Source organism: Pseudomonas sp. ES4 (assembly GCF_050586665.1).
Lineage (GTDB): Bacteria > Pseudomonadota > Gammaproteobacteria > Pseudomonadales > Pseudomonadaceae > Aquipseudomonas > Aquipseudomonas frederiksbergensis.
Window position 1 is genome coordinate 1 of sequence record NZ_JBOBDO010000013.1, and the last position, 20,385, is coordinate 20,385.

Below are 20,385 nucleotides of genomic sequence, written 5' to 3' on the forward strand. Positions count from 1 at the left end.
GTGTTTGATGCGGACTGGAGAATGGCATAACCGTCATGTCGTTCTAATACTAAGGTCGTCTGGAACCAGTTCCGTAGCCGCATAGAGTGGATAACGTTCCAACTTCATCTGTGCTGCGAGGATAAAAACAATGAACGACAGCATTTACCTCTCGATTCAAAACAGCCCGCGCTTCAAGGAGCTGGTTAGTAAGCGAGAAAGGTTCGCCTGGATTCTTTCGGCGATCATGCTTGGGCTTTACTCCGGATTCATCCTTTTGATTGCTTACGGGCCGCATATTCTGGGAGCAAAAATCAGCCCCGAGTCTTCGATTACCTGGGGAATACCGATTGGTGTCGGGCTGATTCTCTCGGCCTTTATCCTGACTGCAATCTACGTACGACGCGCCAATGGCGAATTTGATGACCTGAACAATGCGATTCTCAAGGAGGCTCAGCAATGATCCGGCGTCTAATGGCTCTATTGAGCATCGCAGCCTTTGCACCTGGCGCCTGGGCAGGTGAAGCCCTGACCGGCGAAGTGCACAAACAACCGCTCAACGTTTCCGCGATCCTGATGTTCGTAGCGTTCGTTGGCCTGACCCTGTGCATCACCTACTGGGCTTCCAAGCGCAACAATTCGGCGGCTGACTACTATGCGGCGGGTGGCAAGATCACCGGCTTCCAGAATGGTCTGGCGATTGCCGGTGACTACATGTCGGCGGCGTCCTTCCTGGGTATTTCCGCCCTGGTGTTCACTTCCGGTTACGACGGCCTGATCTACTCGATCGGGTTCCTGGTGGGCTGGCCGATCATTCTGTTCCTGATCGCCGAGCGCCTGCGTAACCTGGGTAAATACACCTTTGCCGACGTCGCGTCCTACCGCCTTGGGCAGACCCAGATCCGCACGCTGTCCGCTTGCGGTTCGCTGGTGGTGGTGGCGTTCTACCTGATCGCGCAAATGGTTGGTGCCGGCAAGCTGATCCAGCTGCTGTTCGGTCTCGACTACTACGTTGCCGTGATCCTGGTCGGTATCCTGATGTGCATGTATGTGTTGTTCGGCGGCATGCTGGCGACCACCTGGGTGCAGATCATCAAGGCCGTGTTGCTGCTGTCCGGTGCTTCGTTCATGGCGCTGATGGTCATGAAGCACGTCAACTTCGACTTCAGCTTGCTGTTTTCCGAGGCGATCAAGGTTCACCCTAAAGGTGAAGCGATCATGAGCCCGGGCGGCCTGGTGAAAGATCCGGTCTCGGCATTCTCCCTTGGTCTGGCGCTGATGTTCGGTACCGCTGGCCTGCCGCACATTCTGATGCGCTTCTTCACCGTGAGTGACGCGAAAGAAGCTCGCAAGAGCGTGCTGTATGCAACCGGCTTCATCGGCTACTTCTACATTCTGACCTTCATCATCGGCTTCGGCGCGATCTTGCTGGTCAGCACCAACCCTGCCTTTAAAGATGCTGCTGGCGCGCTGTTGGGCGGCAACAACATGGCGGCGGTGCACCTGGCTAACGCGGTGGGCGGCAGTATCTTCCTGGGCTTCATCTCGGCTGTAGCGTTCGCAACCATCCTGGCTGTAGTGGCTGGTTTGACGCTCGCCGGCGCTACGGCGGTGTCTCACGACCTTTACGCCAGCGTGATCAAGAAGGGCAAGGCCAACGACAAGGACGAGATTCGTGTTTCGAAAATCACCACCGTCTGCCTGGGTGTGTTGGCAATCGGCTTGGGTATTCTGTTCGAAAGCCAGAACATCGCGTTCATGGTGGGCCTGGCGTTCTCCATCGCGGCGAGCTGTAACTTCCCGGTGCTGCTGCTTTCGATGTACTGGAAGAAGCTGACCACACGTGGTGCGATGATCGGTGGCTGGTTGGGGCTGATCAGTGCCGTTGGTTTGATGGTCCTTGGGCCAACCATTTGGGTGCAGATCCTGCATCACGAGAAGGCTATCTTCCCGTATGAGTACCCGGCGCTGTTCTCCATGGCCATTGCGTTTGTCGGGATCTGGTTCTTCTCGATCACTGACAAGTCGACGGCCGGCGTTAATGAGCGGGCGCTGTTCTTCCCTCAGTTCGTTCGTTCGCAGACGGGCTTGGGCGCGAGTGGGGCGGTTTCGCACTAAGGCTTCGAGCTTCTCCATGTAAGCTGCGTTAAACAGAAATGCCCCGGTCGAGAGATCGGGGCATTTTTTTTTTTTGCGGTTATCGGCCCTTGTTGACTGCATACATATCCGTTTCTTCGGTAACGGCCACCTATGGTTCCGCTCTTACAGCGGGTCACTTTGGAAGAGCCTGCGCGGCCCGGCGGAAAGTAACCAAAACGCTTGGCCCCTGACGTACGGCCCTTCGCCTAGGCTCAGGGTGCCCTCGCTCCGGTCCTGCTCCGTGGGCCCGCCGCCATCGGCCATCCATGGCCGGGGGCGGCTAGCCCGGCATCCATGCCGAGCTGCCCACTGCGCAGAACCTCCACTCGGCCTCCCGACGGGGCAGATCAAAAGCCAAAGCCAAAGCCAAAGCCAAAGCCAAAGCCAAAGCCAAAGCCAAAGCAAGATAACAGCCCCCACCGCTCACTCACTGATCGTTCCCACGCTCCGCGTGGGAATGCATCCCGTGACGCTCCGCGTCACCAATATGTAGGACTCAACTCACCGGAAGGCGGGACGCGGAGCGTTCCCGGCGGCATTCTCACGCGGAGCGTAGGAGCGATCAGGTTCATCGCACAAACAAAAACGGCCTCTATATAAATAGAGGCCGTTCCCGGTGCAACTTTAAGACGTTATCGCAAGACAGGCCTTATTTGCGGTCTTCCAGCTTGGTGATGTCACGCGACTCGTAGCCGGTGTACAGCTGGCGCGGGCGGCCAATCTTGTACGGGCTGGAGAGCATTTCTTTCCAGTGGGAGATCCAGCCGACAGTCCGCGCCAAAGCGAAGATCACGGTGAACATGCTGGTTGGAATGCCGATCGCCTTGAGGATGATCCCCGAGTAGAAGTCGACGTTCGGGTACAGCGAGCGTTCGATGAAGTACGGGTCGGTCAGGGCGATCTCTTCCAGGCGCATGGCCAGTTCGAGTTGCGGATCGTTGGTGATGCCCAGTTCCTTCAGTACTTCGTCGCAGGTCTGCTTCATCACTGTTGCGCGTGGGTCGCGGTTTTTGTAAACCCGGTGACCGAAGCCCATCAGTTTGAACGGATCGTTCTTGTCCTTGGCCTTGGCGATGTACTTGTCGATGTTCGACACATCGCCAATTTCATCGAGCATGGTCAGAACGGCTTCGTTCGCGCCGCCGTGGGCAGGGCCCCACAGTGCAGCGATACCGGCGGCGATACAGGCGAACGGGTTGGCACCCGAAGAGCCGGCCAGGCGTACGGTGGAAGTCGATGCGTTCTGCTCGTGGTCGGCATGGAGGATGAAGATCTTGTCCATGGCGTTGGCGAGTACCGGGCTGATCGGTTTGATCTCGCACGGGGTGTTGAACATCATGTGCAGGAAGTTTTCCGCGTACGTCAGGTCGTTGCGCGGGTACATCATGGGTTGCCCCATCGAGTACTTGTAAACCATCGCTGCCAGGGTCGGCATCTTGGCAACCAGGCGGATCGCGGAGATTTCGCGATGCTGCGGGTTATTGATGTCCAGGGAGTCGTGGTAGAAGGCCGAGAGGGCGCCGACTACACCGCACATGACGGCCATTGGGTGGGCGTCGCGACGGAAACCGTTGAAGAACGTCTTCAGCTGCTCGTGAACCATGGTGTGGTTCTTTACGGTGCTGACGAACTGGGCCTTCTGTTCTGCAGTCGGCAATTCGCCGTTGAGCAGCAGATAGCAGGTTTCCAGGTAGTCCGACTTTTCAGCCAGCTGTTCGATCGGGTAGCCGCGGTGCAGCAGGATGCCGTTGTCGCCGTCGATATAGGTGATCTTCGACTCGCAGGAAGCTGTCGACATGAAACCAGGGTCAAAGGTGAAACGGCCCGTGGCCGTCAGGCCCCGAACATCGATAACATCGGGACCAACGGTGCCGGTTAAAATGGGCAGCTCGACGGGGGCTGCGCCCTCGATGATCAACTGCGCTTTTTTGTCAGCCATGTGGCCTCCTATTTATGCTTGAAATCATCAGACAGACCCCCCACGCAGGGCCCGCACCACTATAGTGAGATAAATTCGAATGTCAATTTGCCTAAAGTCTTGCTCCAGAAGGCTTTAACCGGACTTTTTCCTCGAAATTGCCTGCCGTTTACGCCTTTTATCCGACTTGTGCAATGCGCTATTAGGGGAAGGTGAACGCGTTGTCATTAGTAGCCTAACTGTCTATACTCGGCCACCGACCGCCAGGGGCTTTTGGGCCTGCTTTATTGGGGGTCGCATCCCTGGGTGGTGGTTACCTGACCAGTGCACTCCCCAACAACTTTGCCCTGATTGTTAGGGGCTCTTCAGTGTGAAAAAAAAGCCGTGAAAAGCCAACGACCTGTAAACCTAGACCTAAGGACCATCAAACTCCCCATCACCGGCGTTACGTCGTTTCTTCACCGTGTTTCCGGCATCATTCTCTTTCTGGGCCTTGGCTTCATGCTTTATGCATTGGGCAAGTCTCTGGATTCTGAGGAAGGTTTTGCCGAGGTGAAGGCATGCTTGACCAGCCCGCTGGCCAAGTTCGTAGCATGGGGCCTCCTGTCCGCTCTTCTGTATCACCTGGTAGCCGGTGTGCGCCACTTGATCATGGACATGGGCATCGGTGAGACGCTGGAAGGCGGCCGCCTGGGCTCGAAAATTATCATCGCCGTTTCCGTGGTGCTGATCGTTCTGGCAGGAGTTTGGATATGGTAACCAGCGTTACGAACCTTTCGCGTTCCGGTCTTTATGACTGGATGGCGCAACGTGTGTCTGCGGTCGTTCTCGCGGCTTATTTCATCTTCCTGATCGGATACCTTGTAGCGAATCCGGGCATTGGCTATGACCAATGGCATGGCCTGTTCGCCCACAACGGGATGCGTATCTTCAGTCTGCTGGCCCTTGTGGCCCTAGGCGCTCACGCCTGGGTCGGCATGTGGACCATCGCGACCGACTACCTGACGCCAATGGCGCTGGGAAAGTCCGCGACTGCAGTACGTTTCCTTTTCCAGGCAGTATGCGGCGTTGCGATGTTCGCTTACTTCGTCTGGGGTGTGCAGATTCTCTGGGGTATCTGATTCATGGCTAACATTCCAACGATTTCTTTCGACGCCATCATTATTGGTGGTGGCGGTGCCGGCATGCGCGCAGCGCTGCAACTGGCACAGGGCGGTCACAAGACTGCCGTAATCACCAAGGTTTTCCCTACCCGTTCGCACACTGTGTCCGCTCAGGGCGGCATTACCTGCGCGATCGCTTCGGCTGATCCGAACGATGACTGGCGCTGGCACATGTACGATACCGTCAAGGGTTCCGACTATATCGGTGACCAGGACGCTATCGAATACATGTGTCAGGAAGGGCCGGCTGCGGTGTTCGAGCTGGACCACATGGGTCTGCCGTTCTCGCGTACCGAACAAGGTCGTATCTACCAGCGTCCATTCGGCGGTCAGTCGAAGGATTACGGTAAGGGTGGCCAGGCTGCCCGTACCTGCGCTGCCTCCGACCGTACCGGTCACGCGCTGTTGCACACGCTTTATCAGGGCAACCTGAAAGCCGGCACCACGTTCCTGAACGAGTACTACGCTGTTGATCTGGTGAAAAACCAGGACGGCGCATTCGTCGGTGTGATCGCCATCTGCATCGAAACCGGTGAAACCAGCTACATTCGCGCCAAGGCCACCGTTCTGGCCACTGGCGGTGCCGGTCGTATCTACTCGTCCACCACCAACGCCTTGATCAACACCGGTGACGGCGTCGGCATGGCTCTGCGTGCTGGCGTGCCGGTGCAAGACATCGAAATGTGGCAGTTCCACCCGACCGGCATCGCCGGCGCTGGTGTACTGGTTACTGAAGGCTGCCGTGGTGAAGGTGGTTACCTCATCAACAAGCACGGCGAGCGTTTCATGGAGCGCTACGCTCCGAACGCCAAAGACCTTGCCGGTCGTGACGTTGTTGCCCGCTCGATGGTTAAGGAAATCATCGCCGGTAACGGTTGCGGTCCGGATGGCGACCACGTACTGCTCAAGCTCGATCACCTGGGCGAGGAAGTGCTGCACAGCCGTCTGCCAGGCATCTGCGAACTGTCCAAGACGTTTGCTCACGTTGACCCGGTGGTTGCTCCGGTTCCGGTCGTTCCGACTTGCCACTATATGATGGGCGGCGTTCCGACCAACATTCATGGCCAGGCGATCACCCAGGATGCCGACGGCGTCGACACCATCATCCCTGGCCTGTTCGCAGTGGGTGAAGTGGCGTGCGTATCGGTTCACGGTGCCAACCGTCTGGGCGGCAACTCGTTGCTCGACCTGGTTGTGTTCGGCCGTGCGGCTGGTCTGCATCTGGAAAAAGCGCTGACTGAAGGCATCGAATACGACGACGCCACCGACGCCAACATTGAAACGGCCCTGGCCCGTCTGTCCGCTCTGAACTCGCGTACCGAAGGCGAAGACGTCGCCACCCTGCGTAAAGAACTGCAAAGCTGCATGCAGAACTACTTCGGTGTGTTCCGTACCGGCGAATACATGCAGAAGGGTATTGCTCAACTGGCTGATCTGCGTGGCCGTATCGCCAACGTCAAGATCAACGACAAGAGCCAGGCGTTCAACACCGCTCGTATCGAAGCGCTGGAATTGCAGAACCTGCTGGAAGTGGCCGAAGCTACCGCCATCGCCGCTGAGATCCGCAAAGAGTCCCGCGGCGCTCACGCCCGTGAAGACTACGAAGATCGCGACGACGAAAACTGGCTGTGCCACACCCTGTACTTCCCGGGTGACAAGCGCGTAACCAAGCGTGCTGTGAACTTCTCGCCGAAGACTGTTCCGACTTTTGAACCTAAGATTCGGACTTATTAAGGGTGGCCGCCATGTTGCAAGTCAGTGTTTATCGCTACAACCCTGATCAGGACGCTACGCCGTTCATGCAGGAATTTTCGGTCGATACCGGTGGTAAAGACCTGATGGTGCTGGATGTGCTGGCCCTGATCAAAGAGCAGGACGAAGGTTTCTCCTATCGTCGCTCTTGCCGTGAAGGTGTTTGCGGTTCCGACGGCATGAACATCAACGGCAAAAACGGTCTGGCCTGCGTCACGCCGCTGTCTGCTGTCGTAAAAGGTAACAAGCTGATCGTTCGTCCTCTGCCAGGTTTGCCGGTTATCCGTGACCTGGTCGTCGATATGAGCATCTTCTACAAGCAATACGAAAAGGTTAAGCCATACCTGCAGAACGACACGCCGGCTCCGGCCATCGAACGTCTGCAGACCCCTGAAGAGCGTGAAAAGCTCGACGGTCTGTACGAGTGCATCCTGTGCGCTTGCTGCTCGACCTCTTGCCCGTCCTTCTGGTGGAACCCGGACAAGTTCCTGGGTCCAGCTGCGTTGCTGCAAGCGTATCGCTTCCTGGCAGACAGCCGCGACACCAAGACTGCCGAGCGTCTGGCTTCGCTGGATGACCCGTTCAGCGTATTCCGCTGCCGCGGGATCATGAACTGCGTCAACGTTTGCCCGAAAGGCCTGAACCCGACTAAGGCCATCGGTCACATTCGTAACATGCTTCTGCAAAGCGGCGTGTGATTCAGCTGTAGTACCCGCAAGACCGCTGTACCCGTAGATGCTACGGCGCAGGCTTCAACCGGCGCCGTAGTCTTAACCTGAGCAGCAGCTTATAAGGCTGCGGCTCTTATTTTGAAGAAATGAGACAAGCAGGGGCATCCGGGCTGGTACCCGGACTATCAGCGTGATCCTAAGTGGCTTGTTTTAGTCGCTGCATTCGGACTTCTGCAAGTGTGCTCGGTGTCGACGCCGGTGGTGTTCCCCTAACCGAGGGTGACCAAGCATGCAAGAAAGCGTGATGCAGCGCATGTGGAACAGCGCCTACCTATCCGGTAGTAACGCTGCCTATGTGGAAGAGCTCTACGAGCTCTACCTGCACGACCCTAACGCTGTGCCAGAAGAGTGGCGCACCTACTTCCAGAAGTTGCCTGCTGACGGCAACCCTGCCACCGATGTTTCGCACTCCACAATTCGCGATCATTTCGTCTTGCTGGCAAAGAACCAGCGCCGCGCCCAACCGGTTTCCGCCGGTAGCGTGAGCAGTGAGCACGAGAAGAAGCAAGTTGAAGTGCTGCGATTGATCCAGGCCTACCGTATGCGTGGCCACCAGGCAGCCCAGCTTGACCCGCTGGGGCTGTGGCAGCGTCCTGCACCTGCAGACCTGTCGATCAATCATTACGGCTTGACCAATGCCGATCTTGATACGACCTTCCGTGCCGGCGACCTGTTCATCGGCAAAGAGGAGGCGAGCCTACGCGAAATTCACGAAGCGTTGCAGCAGACATATTGCCGCACCATCGGCGCTGAATTTACGCACATCACCGATTCCGAGCAGCGCCAGTGGTTCCAGCAGCGTCTGGAAAGCGTGCGTGGCCGTCCGACGTACTCCGCCGACATCAAGAGCCACCTGCTCGAGCGCGTCACCGCCGGCGAAGGCCTGGAAAAATACCTGGGTACCAAATACCCGGGTACCAAGCGTTTCGGTCTGGAAGGCGGCGAGAGCCTGATCCCGATGCTCGACGAGCTGATCCAGCGTTCCGGTTCCTACGGCACCAAGGAAATCGTTATCGGCATGGCCCACCGTGGTCGTCTGAACGTGCTGGTCAACACCTTCGGCAAGAACCCGCGCGAGCTGTTCGACGAGTTCGAAGGCAAGAAGAAGGTCGAGCTGGGTTCCGGTGACGTGAAGTATCACCAGGGCTTCTCCTCCAACGTGATGACCACCGGCGGTGAAGTTCACCTGGCGATGGCATTCAACCCGTCCCACCTGGAAATCGTTTCTCCAGTGGTCGAGGGTTCGGTTCGCGCCCGTCAGGATCGTCGTAACGACCCTACCGGCGAGAAGGTCCTGCCGATCTCCATCCACGGTGACGCGGCATTTGCCGGTCAAGGCGTGGTGATGGAAACCTTCCAGATGTCGCAGACCCGCGGTTTCAAGACCGGCGGCACCGTGCACATCGTGATCAACAACCAGGTCGGTTTCACCATCAGCAACCCGCTGGACTCGCGCTCCACCGAGTACGCGACCGACGTTGCGAAGATGATCCAGGCGCCGATCCTCCATGTGAATGGTGATGATCCGGAAGCCGTATTGTTCGTGACCCAGCTGGCCATCGACTACCGCATGCAGTTCAAGCGTGACGTGGTGATCGATCTGGTCTGCTACCGTCGTCGTGGCCACAACGAGGCCGACGAGCCAAGCGGCACACAGCCAATCATGTATCAGCAGATCACCAAGCAGCGCACCACACGTGAGCTGTATGCCGATCGTCTGACCCAGGGCGGTGTGCTGGACGCAGAGCGTGTTCAGGCGAAAGTCGATGAATATCGCAATGCGCTGGACAACGGTCTGCATGTTGTAAAAAGCCTGGTCAAAGAGCCGAACAAAGAGTTGTTCGTGGACTGGCGTCCGTATCTGGGCCACGCCTGGACCGCACGTCACGACACTCGCTTCGATCTGAAAACCTTGCAGGAACTGTCCGCCAAGCTGCTGGAAATTCCGGAAGGCTTCGTGGTTCAGCGCCAGGTCTCGAAAATCTACGAAGACCGTCAGAAGATGCAAGCCGGTGGCCTGCCGATCAACTGGGGTTACGCCGAAACCATGGCGTATGCGACCCTGGCGTTCGAAGGTCACCCGATTCGCATGACGGGTCAGGACATCGGTCGCGGTACGTTCTCGCACCGTCACGCTGTCTTGCACAACCAGAAAGACGCGGGCACCTACATCCCGCTGCAAAACCTGTACAAAGGCCAGCCACGTTTCGACCTGTACGATTCGTTCCTGTCCGAAGAAGCCGTGCTGGCGTTCGAATACGGTTACTCGACCACCACGCCTGAGGCGCTGGTGATCTGGGAAGCCCAGTTCGGCGACTTCGCCAACGGTGCCCAAGTGGTTATCGACCAGTTCATTACCAGTGGCGAGCACAAGTGGGGCCGCCTCTGCGGTCTGACCATGCTGCTGCCGCACGGTTATGAAGGTCAGGGTCCGGAGCACTCTTCGGCTCGTCTGGAGCGTTACCTGCAGCTGTGCGCCGAGCACAACATTCAGGTGGCGGTACCGACTACGCCGGCCCAGATCTACCACTTGCTGCGTCGTCAGGTGATTCGCCCGCTGCGCAAGCCATTGATCGTCCTGACGCCGAAGTCGCTGCTGCGTCATAAACTGGCGATCTCGACCCTGGAAGATCTGGCTGAAGGTTCGTTCCAGACCGTTATCCCGGAAATCGATACCCTGGACCCGAAAAAGGTCGAGCGCGTTGTTCTGTGTAGCGGCAAGGTCTACTACGACCTGCTGGAAAAACGCCGTGCCGAAGGTCGTGATGACATCGCCATCGTGCGTATCGAGCAGCTTTACCCATTCCCTGAGGACGACTTGAACGAAGTCCTGGCTCCGTACACCAACCTCAAACATATCGTTTGGTGTCAGGAAGAGCCGATGAACCAGGGGGCCTGGTACTGCAGCCAACACCACATGCGCCGCATCGTTGGCAATCACAACAAAGCACTCTTCCTCGAGTACGCCGGTCGTGATGCTTCTGCTGCACCTGCTTGTGGTTATGCATCGATGCACGCTGAGCAGCAGGAAAAACTGCTGCAAGACGCCTTTACTGTTTAACGCCTTCGCGCACCTGAAACCGAATTTAAGGACCCACAGATAATGGCTATCGAAATCAAAGCCCCCACTTTCCCGGAATCGGTTGCCGATGGCACCGTTGCCACCTGGCACAAACAGCCGGGCGACGCCGTCAAGCGCGATGACCTGATCGTCGACATCGAAACTGACAAAGTCGTATTGGAAGTGTTGGCTACCGCTGATGGCGTGCTGGGCGCTATCGTCAAGAACGAAGGCGACACCGTTCTGTCCGACGAAGTCCTGGGCTCCATCGAAGCGGGCGGCGCTGCTGCCGCTCCAGCTGCTGCCGCTGCTCCTGCCGCTGCACAAGCTGCTGCTCCAGCCGCTGAAGGCGAAGATGATCCTGTTGCTGCACCGGCTGCTCGCAAGCTGGCTGAAGAAAACAGCATCAACATCGCTTCCGTTGCCGGCACCGGCAAAGGCGGTCGTGTGACCAAGGAAGACGTTGTTGCCGCTGTAGCTGCCAAGAAAGCCGCTCCGGCTGCCGCGCCTGCCAAGGCTGCTGCGCCTGCCGCTGCTGCTCCAGTGTTCGCTGCCGGCGATCGCATCGAGAAGCGCGTACCGATGACCCGCGTACGGGCCACTGTCGCCAAGCGTCTGGTTGAAGCTCAATCGAACATGGCGATGCTGACCACTTTCAACGAAGTCGACATGACTGAAGTCATGGCCCTGCGTTCGAAGTACAAGGACCTGTTTGAGAAGTCCCACAACGGCGTGCGCCTGGGCTTCATGTCGTTCTTCGTCAAGGCGGCCACCGAAGCGCTGAAACGCTTCCCGGCTGTCAACGCCTCGATCGACGGTGCTGACATCGTTTACCACGGCTACGCTGACGTCGGTGTTGCTGTTTCCAGCGACCGCGGCCTGGTTGTTCCGGTTCTGCGTAACGCCGAACTGATGAGCCTGGCTGAAATCGAAGGCGGCATCGCCACCTTCGGCAAGAAGGCTCGCGACGGCAAACTGTCGATGGACGAGATGACCGGCGGTACGTTCACTATCACCAACGGTGGTACTTTCGGTTCGATGATGTCGACTCCGATCGTCAACCCGCCGCAAGCGGCCATCCTGGGCATGCACAACATTCTGCAGCGTCCTATGGCGATCAACGGTCAGGTTGTTATCCGTCCGATGATGTACCTGGCTCTGTCCTACGATCACCGTCTGATCGATGGCAAAGAAGCTGTGACCTTCCTGGTTACCATCAAGAACCTGCTGGAAGACCCGGCTCGTTTGCTGCTGGATATCTGATTTCGTTGCACGGGCCGTCCAGTGATGGACGGTCCTCCTGTAATGACCAGCTTCGTCCCACGACAGTCCCCAAAAGGGACTGTCCGGTTTGATTCGAGAAGGAATGACACATGACTCAGAAATTCGACCTGGTAGTGATTGGCGCGGGCCCTGGCGGCTACGTGGCTGCCATTAAAGCAGCGCAACTGGGCCTCTCCACTGCCTGCATCGAGAAATACACCGACAAGGAAGGCAAACTGGCCCTCGGCGGTACTTGCCTGAACGTCGGTTGCATTCCATCCAAGGCGCTGCTGGACAGCTCCTGGAAATTCCACGAAGCCCAGGACGGCTTCGCGATCCACGGTATCAACCACGCTGGCGTGACCATGGACGTGCCAGCAATGGTCGGCCGTAAAGCCAACATCGTCAAAGGCCTGACGTCGGGTGTTGCCACCCTGTTCAAAGCCAACGGCGTGACCTCGATCCAGGGCCACGGAAAACTGCTGGCCGGCAAGAAAGTCGAAGTCACCAAGCCAGACGGTTCGGTAGAAATCATTGAAGCCGAGAACGTGATTCTGGCTCCAGGTTCGCGTCCGATCGACATTCCACCGGCTCCGGTCGACCAGAATGTGATCGTCGATTCGACTGGCGCGCTGGAATTCCAATCGGTTCCAAAACGTCTGGGCGTGATCGGCGCTGGCGTGATCGGTCTGGAACTGGGTTCGGTCTGGTCCCGTCTGGGCGCAGAAGTCACCGTTCTTGAAGCGCTGGACACCTTCCTGATGGCCGCTGACGCTGCTGTTTCCAAGGAAGCGCTGAAAACCCTGACCAAACAGGGTCTGGACATCAAGCTGGGTGCTCGCGTTACCGGTTCCAAAGTGAACGGCGACGAAGTAGTCGTGAACTACACCGATGCCAACGGCGAACAGAACATCACTTTCGACAAGCTGATCGTAGCCGTTGGTCGCCGTCCGGTGACCACTGATCTGCTGTCCGCTGATTGCGGCGTGACCCTGGACGAGCGCGGTTTCGTGCACGTTGACGATCACTGCGCCACCACCGTACCGGGCGTTTACGCGATCGGCGACGTGGTTCGCGGCATGATGCTGGCACACAAGGCCTCGGAAGAGGGCATCATGGTCGTCGAGCGCATCAAGGGCCACAAAGCCCAGATGAACTATGATTTGATCCCGTCGGTTATTTATACTCACCCGGAAATCGCGTGGGTCGGCAAAACCGAGCAGGCCTTGAAGGCTGAAGGCGTTGAAGTTAACGTTGGCACCTTCCCGTTCGCAGCCAGTGGCCGTGCCATGGCAGCCAACGACACCGGCGGTTTCGTGAAAGTCATTGCCGATGCCAAGACTGACCGCGTATTGGGCGTCCACGTGATTGGCCCGAGCGCTGCAGAACTGGTTCAGCAGGGCGCGATCGGTATGGAATTCGGCACCAGCGCGGAAGACCTGGGCATGATGGTTTTCTCCCATCCGACCCTGTCCGAAGCCTTGCACGAAGCAGCTCTGGCTGTGAATGGCGGCGCCATCCACATCGCCAACCGCAAGAAGCGTTAAGACAAGACAATAAGAAACCACGGCGGAAGGCCCGTCGTGAGCCTTGCGTGCAAGACTCACCGCGGAATGTCCGCCGGACGCAGCCTTGCGTAGTCTCACCGGTTGTCCGGAACACCTACGCAAGCAGCAGTCACAGGTGGTGCGGCACTTGAACAAGTGCAGCACCGAATGCGCAGTACCTAACGAAGACGGTAATAAGCATGAATCTTCACGAGTATCAGGGTAAGCAGCTGTTCGCTGAATACGGCCTGCCAGTATCCCAGGGTTTCGCCGTAGACACCCCGGAAGCAGCAGCAGAAGCGTGCGACAAGATCGGCGGGACCGAATGGGTTGTCAAAGCCCAGGTTCACGCAGGTGGTCGCGGTAAAGCGGGCGGCGTTAAGCTGGTTCGCAGCAAAGAAGACGCCAAAGCATTCGCTCAGCAGTGGTTGGGCAAGCGTCTGGTGACTTACCAGACTGATGCCAATGGTCAGCCAGTCACCAAGATCCTGGTTGAATCGTGCACTGATATCGCTAAAGAGCTGTACCTGGGCGCTGTCGTTGACCGTTCGAGCCGTCGCATCGTGTTCATGGCTTCCACCGAAGGTGGCGTGGACATCGAGAAAATCGCTCACGACACCCCTGAGAAAATCCTCAAGGCCACTATCGATCCACTGGTTGGCGCTCAGCCATTCCAGGGTCGCGAGCTGGCATTCCAGCTGGGTCTGGAAGGCAAGCAAGTTGCTCAGTTCGCCAAGATCTTCGTAGGTCTGGCCAAGCTGTTCAAGGATCACGACCTGGCTCTGCTGGAAGTGAACCCGCTGGTGATCAAGGCTGACGGCGATCTGCATTGCCTCGACGCCAAGATCAACATCGACGCCAACGCCATGTACCGTCAGCCTAAGCTGAAGACTTTCCACGATCCGTCGCAAGACGATCCGCGCGAAGCGCACGCTGCCAAGTTCGAACTGAACTACGTAGCACTGGAAGGCAACATCGGTTGCATGGTCAACGGTGCTGGCCTGGCCATGGGTACCATGGACATCGTCAACCTGCATGGCGGCAAACCAGCCAACTTCCTCGACGTGGGCGGCGGTGCTACCAAAGAACGCGTTACCGAAGCGTTCAAGATCATCCTGTCCGACACTAACGTCGCTGCAGTATTGGTCAACATCTTCGGCGGCATCGTTCGTTGCGACATGATTGCCGAAGGCATCATCGGCGCTGTGAAAGAAGTCGGCGTGAAAATCCCGGTTGTTGTTCGCCTTGAAGGCAACAACGCTGAGCTGGGCGCTAAAGTACTGGCAGAAAGCGGTTTGAACATCATCGCTGCTACCAGCCTGACCGACGCTGCTCAACAAGTTGTCAAAGCTGCGGAGGGCAAATAATGAGCGTCCTGATCAATAAAGACACCAAAGTTATCTGCCAGGGTATTACCGGTTCGCAAGGTAGTTTCCACACCCAGCAAGCCATCGAATACGGCACCAAGATGGTCGGTGGCGTAACTCCAGGCAAAGGCGGCACCGAGCACCTGGGTCTGCCAGTGTTCAACACCGTGAAAGATGCTGTAGCTGCCACTGGCGCCACCGCCAGCGTGATCTACGTTCCAGCTCCTTTCTGCAAGGACTCCATCCTGGAAGCAGCCTTCGGCGGCATCAAGTTGATCGTTTGCATCACTGAAGGCATTCCTACCCTGGATATGCTGGATGCCAAGGTCAAGTGCGACGAGCTGGGCGTAGTCCTGATCGGTCCTAACTGCCCAGGCGTGATCACTCCAGGCGAATGCAAGATCGGCATCATGCCAGGTCACATTCACTTGCCAGGCAAGGTCGGTATCGTTTCCCGTTCCGGCACCCTGACCTACGAAGCTGTGAAGCAAACTACTGACGCCGGTTTCGGTCAGTCGACTTGCGTCGGCATCGGTGGTGACCCGATCCCGGGCTCGAACTTCATCGACATCCTGAAGCTGTTCCAGGAAGACCCGAAGACCGAAGCGATCGTGATGATCGGTGAGATCGGCGGTTCGGCTGAAGAAGAAGCGGCTGCCTACATCAAGGCACACGTGACCAAGCCGGTTGTTTCCTACATCGCTGGTGTGACTGCCCCTGCGGGCAAGCGCATGGGCCATGCTGGCGCAATCATCTCTGGCGGCAAAGGCACTGCAGACGAGAAGTTTGCTGCCCTGGAAGACGCAGGCGTTAAAACCGTGCGTTCGCTGGCAGACATCGGCAAGGCATTGTCCGAGCTGACTGGTTGGGCAATCAAGTAAGCCTCGCGCTTATCTGACGCTTCACCAAACAAAGGCCACCTTCGGGTGGCCTTTGTCGTTTCCGGGATTTGTACCGGGCTTTTGTGGCGAGGGGATTTATCCCCGTTGGGTCGCGAAGCGATCCTAAAACCTGCATCCGAGGTGTATCAGATGCACCGCATGCGATGGTTTTTACGACTGCTGCGCAGTCGAACGGGGATAAATCCCCTCGCCACAAGGTTCTTTGTAAGTAATTTAGATATGTAAACGCGACACAGAAATGTCGCGTATCGGATAGATCGCACCCTAACAGTGCGTTTGTTGGGCAAATTCGTTAGGCTAGCAGCCATTTTTGCGTCCGCGGCCCACAAGGTTGCTACGCGCTAAACGGGTCAGTCCTATACGGACCGACAGCATTTCCCTCACCCCTCAGGGAAATCCCTCTCTAAATTCCGATTCAGTAGTGTGGTATTTCCTTAATGAAAGTGTTGAAAGGCCAGGACATCCTGGCACTTGGTTTTATGACGTTTGCCCTGTTTGTCGGGGCTGGCAACATCATCTTCCCGCCTATCGTCGGTCTGCAATCCGGTCCACATGTCTGGATGGCGGCGCTGGGCTTTCTGATCACCGCGGTCGGTTTGCCGGTGATCACCGTTGTTGCCCTGGCCAAGGTCGGTGGCGCCATGGATGCCTTGAGCAGCCCGATCGGGAAAGTCGCCGGTGGCCTGCTGGCGGCCGCGTGCTACCTCGCTGTTGGCCCGCTGTTCGCGACACCGCGCACCGCCACCGTGTCATTCGAAGTCGGCTTGGCGCCGTTGACTGGCGAGAGCCCGTTGGCGTTGTTCCTCTACAGCTCGGTGTACTTCCTGCTGGTTTTTTTCATCTCGCTCTATCCGGGCCGGCTGCTGGATACCGTAGGACGTTTCCTCGCACCGCTGAAGATCATCGCCCTGGCCGCGCTCGGCATCGCCGCGTTTGCATTGCCGGCCGGTGATGTCGGCGTGGCCACCCCGGAATACGTGGCGGCACCTTTTTCCCAAGGCTTCATCAATGGTTACCTGACCATGGATACCCTGGGCGCGCTGGTGTTTGGCATTGTCATCGTCAATGCAATCCGTTCCCGTGGCGTCGAGTCGCCGGTGTTGATCACCCGTTACGCGATCATCGCCGGGCTGATTGCCGGTGTGGGCCTGGCGCTGGTTTATGTCAGCTTGTTCCGTCTCGGTTCGGGCAGCCATGAAGTGGCCGCGGGTGCCACCAACGGCGCGGCGGTGTTGCACGCTTACGTGCAACACACCTTCGGCTCTTTGGGCAGCGGTTTTCTGGCGGTGCTGATCTCCCTGGCCTGCCTGGTGACGGCGGTAGGTCTGACCTGCGCCTGCGCCGAATACTTCAGCCGTGTGCTGCCGCTGTCCTACAAGACGTTGGTCATCATCCTGGCGGTGTTCTCGCTGTTTGTGTCCAACCTGGGCCTGACCAAGCTGATTGCGTTCTCGATCCCGGTGCTGACCGCGATCTACCCGCCGTGCATCGCCTTGGTCGCCCTGAGCTTCTGCAAGGACTTCTGGCATGAGCAGGGCCGCATCGTCGGTCCGGTGATGCTAGTGTCGTTCATCTTCGGTTTGATCGACGCCCTCAAGGGCGCGGGTCTGGCGGACTGGATGCCGACTCAGTTGTCCCACCTGCCGCTGAGCGAGCAAGGCCTGGCCTGGCTGGTGCCGTCGGTCATGACCTTGGTCGTCGCGGTGGTTTGCGATCGCCTGCTGGGCAAGCGCGAAGAAGCACTGGCTTAAGCCGCTTCATGGCCCGCCACAAGCGGGTCGTGAACACACAAGGAAATGCCCCGTATCAATCGATACGGGGCATTTTTTTTGGAGGGGGTGCAGTGTCTTTTTCCTTGAGCTAACGTCGAAGCATTGCCAAATCTAATGTGGGAGCGAGCCCGCTCGCGATGGCGGCTTTACATTCAATAGATATGTTGGCTGATCTACCGCCATCGCGAGCAGGCTCGCTCCCACAGGTTTCAGTACTCCGAATACACACCACAAGGACCTGCATGTCGTTCATCCACGCCAACATGATCCACATCCTCGCCGCGCTCTGGTTCGCCATCTGCTGGGGCGGCTACACCCGTTATGCGACGTGGAAGGGCCGCGACACTGCGTGCCTGGCCAGCGTGCTGCACCTTTATCGCGAAGACTGGATGCGCCGCATGCTGTTGCGCGACAACCGCATCGCTGACGCCAGCGTGATCGGTAATCTGGAGCGCAACGCCTCGTTCTTCGCCTCCAGCACACTGATTATCCTGGCCGGCATTCTCACGGTGCTCGGAGCCTCCGAAAGGGCAGTGTCGTTGTTGGCGGATATCCCGATGGTGCAGCAGGCATCCCAGGGGATGTCGGAGATCAAGTTGCTGTGTCTGGCGCTGGTGTTTGTCTATGCGTTCTTTACGTTCAGCTGGTGCATGCGCCAGTACAACTTTGCGGCCATTCTGGTGGGCTCGGCGCCTATGGTCGGAGAGCGTCACGTATCCGAACAAGAACGCAAAGCCTTCGCTGCCCGGGCGGCCCGCGTCATTTCCATGGCCGCCAACCAGTTCAACTTCGGACTGCGCTCCTACTACTTCGGCATGACCATGCTGGCCTGGTTCGTCAGCCCATGGTTGTTCATGTTGATGAGTACCGGTGTGGTGTTGGTGTTGTATCGCCGGGAATTTCATTCCGACGTTCTTGACGTGATGGTCTATACACCTACAGAGGCGCCATTGCCCGAGGCGATTAAAGAGGCTGTTTGATGAGTATTCCGTTCTGGTGTGTGTTAATCAGTGCCTTGCTTATTTTTGTAGCAAAGATTCCCGTGGCCAAAGCGATGAATGACCTGGGTGGTTATGACAACCATCTGCCGCGTCAGCAACAGGCGCAACTGACTGGCTTTGGTGCCCGTGCGTTGGCCGCTCATCAGAACTGTTTTGAGGCGTTCATTCTGTTCGCGGTGGGGGTGCTGATGGCGCATACCACGCAGACAGCGGGGTGGCTGATCGACTTGCTGGCAATCATCTTCGTGATTACCCGAATCATTTATTTGTTGTGCTATTGGGTTGATCTGGCCTGGCAGCGCAGCCTGGTGTGGGGTATTGGACTATTGTGTTCGTTGCTATTGATGATTAGTCCGACTTTTAGAACAATTTTGCTGTAACGCCTGCCAGGCAAAAAAAAGGCAAAAGAAAACCCGCACTTGGCGGGTTTTCTTTATCACGCTAAAAACTGTTTTAGTTTTTAGGTGCTTCTTTTGCTGCCGCTGCATCCGATTCAGCCTGAGCTTTGGCGGCTTCGGCGTTTTCTTTCGCTGCGTCGTTCACTTTATCCTGAGCTTTGCTCATGTCTTGCTGAGCTTGCTCGGCATGTTTTTCGGCTTCTTGAGCTTTGTCCTCGGATTTTTTATCGCAAGCAGCGAGACCGAGGGAAGCGGTCAACATCAAGGCAATAGCTAAAGTCTTACGCATGGGGTGTTTCTCCTTATGGAAAATATCTACTGGCCTTTCGAGCACAGCGCATAGCGTTAAGTTCCTCAATTCATACAGATATATAAGTTTATTCCGACGGGAACTTTTACTAAAACACCAGGTGTGTCGCCCGGACACTAAGAAGAGTTTATCAAAATGGCCGAAAACCCCGTTTTTGAGCGTGCTACACGGTTTCTATCGGCGCTGCGACATTGTCAGGTACTGGGGCTGCGCGTTCACAGCGCCAGCAGCGAAGGATTGACGGTTATCCTGCCGTACAGTCCGCAAATTGTGGGCAACCCGCAAACCGGTGTGATTCATGGCGGGGCGCTGACCTCGCTGATGGACACGGCCTGCGGCATGGCCACCCTCTGCGTGCTGCCCGAGTTCGAAGTTTGTCCGACCCTCGACCTGCGCATCGACTACATGCACGCCGCCGAGCCGCATAAGGATGTCTACGGTTTTGCCCAGTGCTACCGGGTGACCACGGATGTGATTTTTGCTCGCGGTTTCGCCTATCAGGACGACCCCGAGCAGCCCATCGCCCATGTGGTGGGCACTTTCATGCGCATGGGTAAAGCCATCAAGGGCACCAAAGGCTTTGGCGGCGCTATCGCCGGAGGTGCGAAATGACCGATTCCTTCAAGGAACAACTTCAACTGGCACATGAGCAGGGCGACTATGCCTCGCTGCTGCACTTGATCCCCTACGCCAAACTGATCGGCGTCGAATGTTCGCGGGTGGGGGATGATCTGCTGTTTCGCTTGCCGGCCAACAAGGACAACATTGGTAACCCTTTATTGCCGGCGATTCATGGTGGTGTGATCGCCGGGTTCATGGAGCTGTCCGCGGCGCTGCACCTGCTGATTTTCACCGGTTCGCCGGGTGTGCCGAAGATCATCGATTTCTCCCTCGACTACTTGCGTGCCGGGCAGTTTCGCGACACCTGGGCCAGATGCCAGGTTTGCCGGCAGGGCCGCCGGGTGGCCAACGTCGCGATTACGGCCTGGCAAAGCACTGAAGTCGAACCGATTGCCACCGCCCGCGCCCATTTCAAAATTGAATAGCCCTTGAAATCCTGAACTGAGCCCCCAACTTTGATG

General features: G+C 57.4%; 18 protein-coding genes. 16 read left to right on the top strand and 2 right to left on the bottom strand.

Features of this window, described 5'->3' with window-relative positions:
* Nucleotides 1-130: 130 nt before the first annotated feature.
* Both ACQ4OB_RS15715 and ACQ4OB_RS15720 read left to right on the top strand, forming a co-directional pair.
* On the top strand, nucleotides 131-442 hold the full coding sequence (locus tag ACQ4OB_RS15715) for a DUF485 domain-containing protein (protein ID WP_017337238.1): 312 nt from the start codon (nucleotides 131-133) through the stop codon (nucleotides 440-442).
* Entirely contained in the window at nucleotides 439-2,097 is a 1,659-nt protein-coding gene (locus ACQ4OB_RS15720; protein ID WP_076030204.1) for a cation acetate symporter, read from the top strand. The genes ACQ4OB_RS15715 and ACQ4OB_RS15720 overlap by 4 nt, the downstream gene beginning before the upstream one ends.
* Before the next feature lie 670 nt (nucleotides 2,098-2,767).
* Here ACQ4OB_RS15720 and gltA read toward each other — a convergent pair.
* The gene (gene gltA / locus ACQ4OB_RS15725; RefSeq protein ID WP_008148584.1) at nucleotides 2,768-4,057 is read right to left on the bottom strand and encodes a citrate synthase; all 1,290 of its coding nucleotides are present in this window, start codon (nucleotides 4,055-4,057) and stop codon (nucleotides 2,768-2,770) included.
* 363 nt (nucleotides 4,058-4,420) lie between these two features.
* Between gltA and sdhC the strand changes: the two genes are divergently transcribed.
* The 12 genes from sdhC to ACQ4OB_RS15785 all read left to right on the top strand — a co-directional run bounded on the left by sdhC (nucleotide 4,421) and on the right by ACQ4OB_RS15785 (nucleotide 18,975).
* Nucleotides 4,421-4,795 carry a succinate dehydrogenase, cytochrome b556 subunit gene (gene sdhC / locus ACQ4OB_RS15730; protein ID WP_074874652.1) on the top strand — a complete coding sequence of 125 codons (375 nt, stop codon included), beginning with the start codon at nucleotides 4,421-4,423 and terminating at the stop codon, nucleotides 4,793-4,795.
* Entirely contained in the window at nucleotides 4,789-5,157 is a 369-nt protein-coding gene (sdhD, locus tag ACQ4OB_RS15735; RefSeq protein WP_007959040.1) for a succinate dehydrogenase, hydrophobic membrane anchor protein, read from the top strand. The genes sdhC and sdhD overlap by 7 nt, the downstream gene beginning before the upstream one ends.
* 3 nt (nucleotides 5,158-5,160) lie before the next feature.
* Complete coding sequence (gene sdhA / locus ACQ4OB_RS15740) at nucleotides 5,161-6,933, top strand: succinate dehydrogenase flavoprotein subunit (RefSeq protein ID WP_074874654.1); 1,773 nt, start codon at nucleotides 5,161-5,163, stop codon at nucleotides 6,931-6,933.
* Between the two features lie 11 nt (nucleotides 6,934-6,944).
* The gene (locus tag ACQ4OB_RS15745) at nucleotides 6,945-7,649 is read left to right on the top strand and encodes a succinate dehydrogenase iron-sulfur subunit (protein ID WP_074874656.1); all 705 of its coding nucleotides are present in this window, start codon (nucleotides 6,945-6,947) and stop codon (nucleotides 7,647-7,649) included.
* 262 nt (nucleotides 7,650-7,911) lie between these two features.
* On the top strand, nucleotides 7,912-10,743 hold the full coding sequence (locus tag ACQ4OB_RS15750; protein WP_074874658.1) for a 2-oxoglutarate dehydrogenase E1 component: 2,832 nt from the start codon (nucleotides 7,912-7,914) through the stop codon (nucleotides 10,741-10,743).
* 42 nt (nucleotides 10,744-10,785) lie between these two features.
* A complete protein-coding gene (gene odhB, locus ACQ4OB_RS15755; protein ID WP_074874662.1) occupies nucleotides 10,786-12,006 on the top strand; it encodes a 2-oxoglutarate dehydrogenase complex dihydrolipoyllysine-residue succinyltransferase in 1,221 nt (406 codons plus the stop codon).
* Between the two features lie 110 nt (nucleotides 12,007-12,116).
* Nucleotides 12,117-13,553, top strand: coding sequence for a dihydrolipoyl dehydrogenase (gene lpdA, locus ACQ4OB_RS15760; RefSeq protein ID WP_102614667.1), 1,437 nt, complete (start codon nucleotides 12,117-12,119; stop codon nucleotides 13,551-13,553).
* Nucleotides 13,554-13,753: 200 nt separating this feature from the next.
* A complete protein-coding gene (gene sucC, locus ACQ4OB_RS15765; protein WP_008148602.1) occupies nucleotides 13,754-14,920 on the top strand; it encodes an ADP-forming succinate--CoA ligase subunit beta in 1,167 nt (388 codons plus the stop codon).
* A complete protein-coding gene (gene sucD, locus ACQ4OB_RS15770) occupies nucleotides 14,920-15,801 on the top strand; it encodes a succinate--CoA ligase subunit alpha (protein WP_008148605.1) in 882 nt (293 codons plus the stop codon). Before sucC ends, sucD begins: the two co-directional genes overlap by 1 nt.
* A 458-nt stretch (nucleotides 15,802-16,259) precedes the next feature.
* Nucleotides 16,260-17,573: a branched-chain amino acid transport system II carrier protein gene (gene brnQ / locus ACQ4OB_RS15775; RefSeq protein ID WP_074874666.1), complete on the top strand. Its 1,314-nt coding sequence runs from the start codon at nucleotides 16,260-16,262 to the stop codon at nucleotides 17,571-17,573.
* Nucleotides 17,574-17,836: 263 nt separating this feature from the next.
* Nucleotides 17,837-18,574 (top strand): DUF599 domain-containing protein, encoded by a 738-nt coding sequence (locus tag ACQ4OB_RS15780; RefSeq protein ID WP_074874668.1) that lies wholly within the window; start codon nucleotides 17,837-17,839, stop codon nucleotides 18,572-18,574.
* On the top strand, nucleotides 18,574-18,975 hold the full coding sequence (locus ACQ4OB_RS15785) for an MAPEG family protein (protein WP_074874670.1): 402 nt from the start codon (nucleotides 18,574-18,576) through the stop codon (nucleotides 18,973-18,975). The genes ACQ4OB_RS15780 and ACQ4OB_RS15785 overlap by 1 nt, the downstream gene beginning before the upstream one ends.
* A gap of 73 nt (nucleotides 18,976-19,048) precedes the next feature.
* On the opposite strand, the gene ACQ4OB_RS15790 is transcribed toward ACQ4OB_RS15785, so the two are convergent.
* Nucleotides 19,049-19,282, bottom strand: coding sequence for a hypothetical protein (locus tag ACQ4OB_RS15790; RefSeq protein ID WP_008032682.1), 234 nt, complete (start codon nucleotides 19,280-19,282; stop codon nucleotides 19,049-19,051).
* A gap of 156 nt (nucleotides 19,283-19,438) precedes the next feature.
* Here ACQ4OB_RS15790 and ACQ4OB_RS15795 point away from each other — a divergent pair, with 156 nt between their 5' ends.
* Both ACQ4OB_RS15795 and ACQ4OB_RS15800 read left to right on the top strand, forming a co-directional pair.
* Nucleotides 19,439-19,915, top strand: coding sequence for a PaaI family thioesterase (locus ACQ4OB_RS15795; RefSeq protein ID WP_074874671.1), 477 nt, complete (start codon nucleotides 19,439-19,441; stop codon nucleotides 19,913-19,915).
* A complete protein-coding gene (locus ACQ4OB_RS15800) occupies nucleotides 19,912-20,349 on the top strand; it encodes a PaaI family thioesterase (RefSeq protein ID WP_074874673.1) in 438 nt (145 codons plus the stop codon). Before ACQ4OB_RS15795 ends, ACQ4OB_RS15800 begins: the two co-directional genes overlap by 4 nt.
* Nucleotides 20,350-20,385 lie beyond the last annotated feature (36 nt).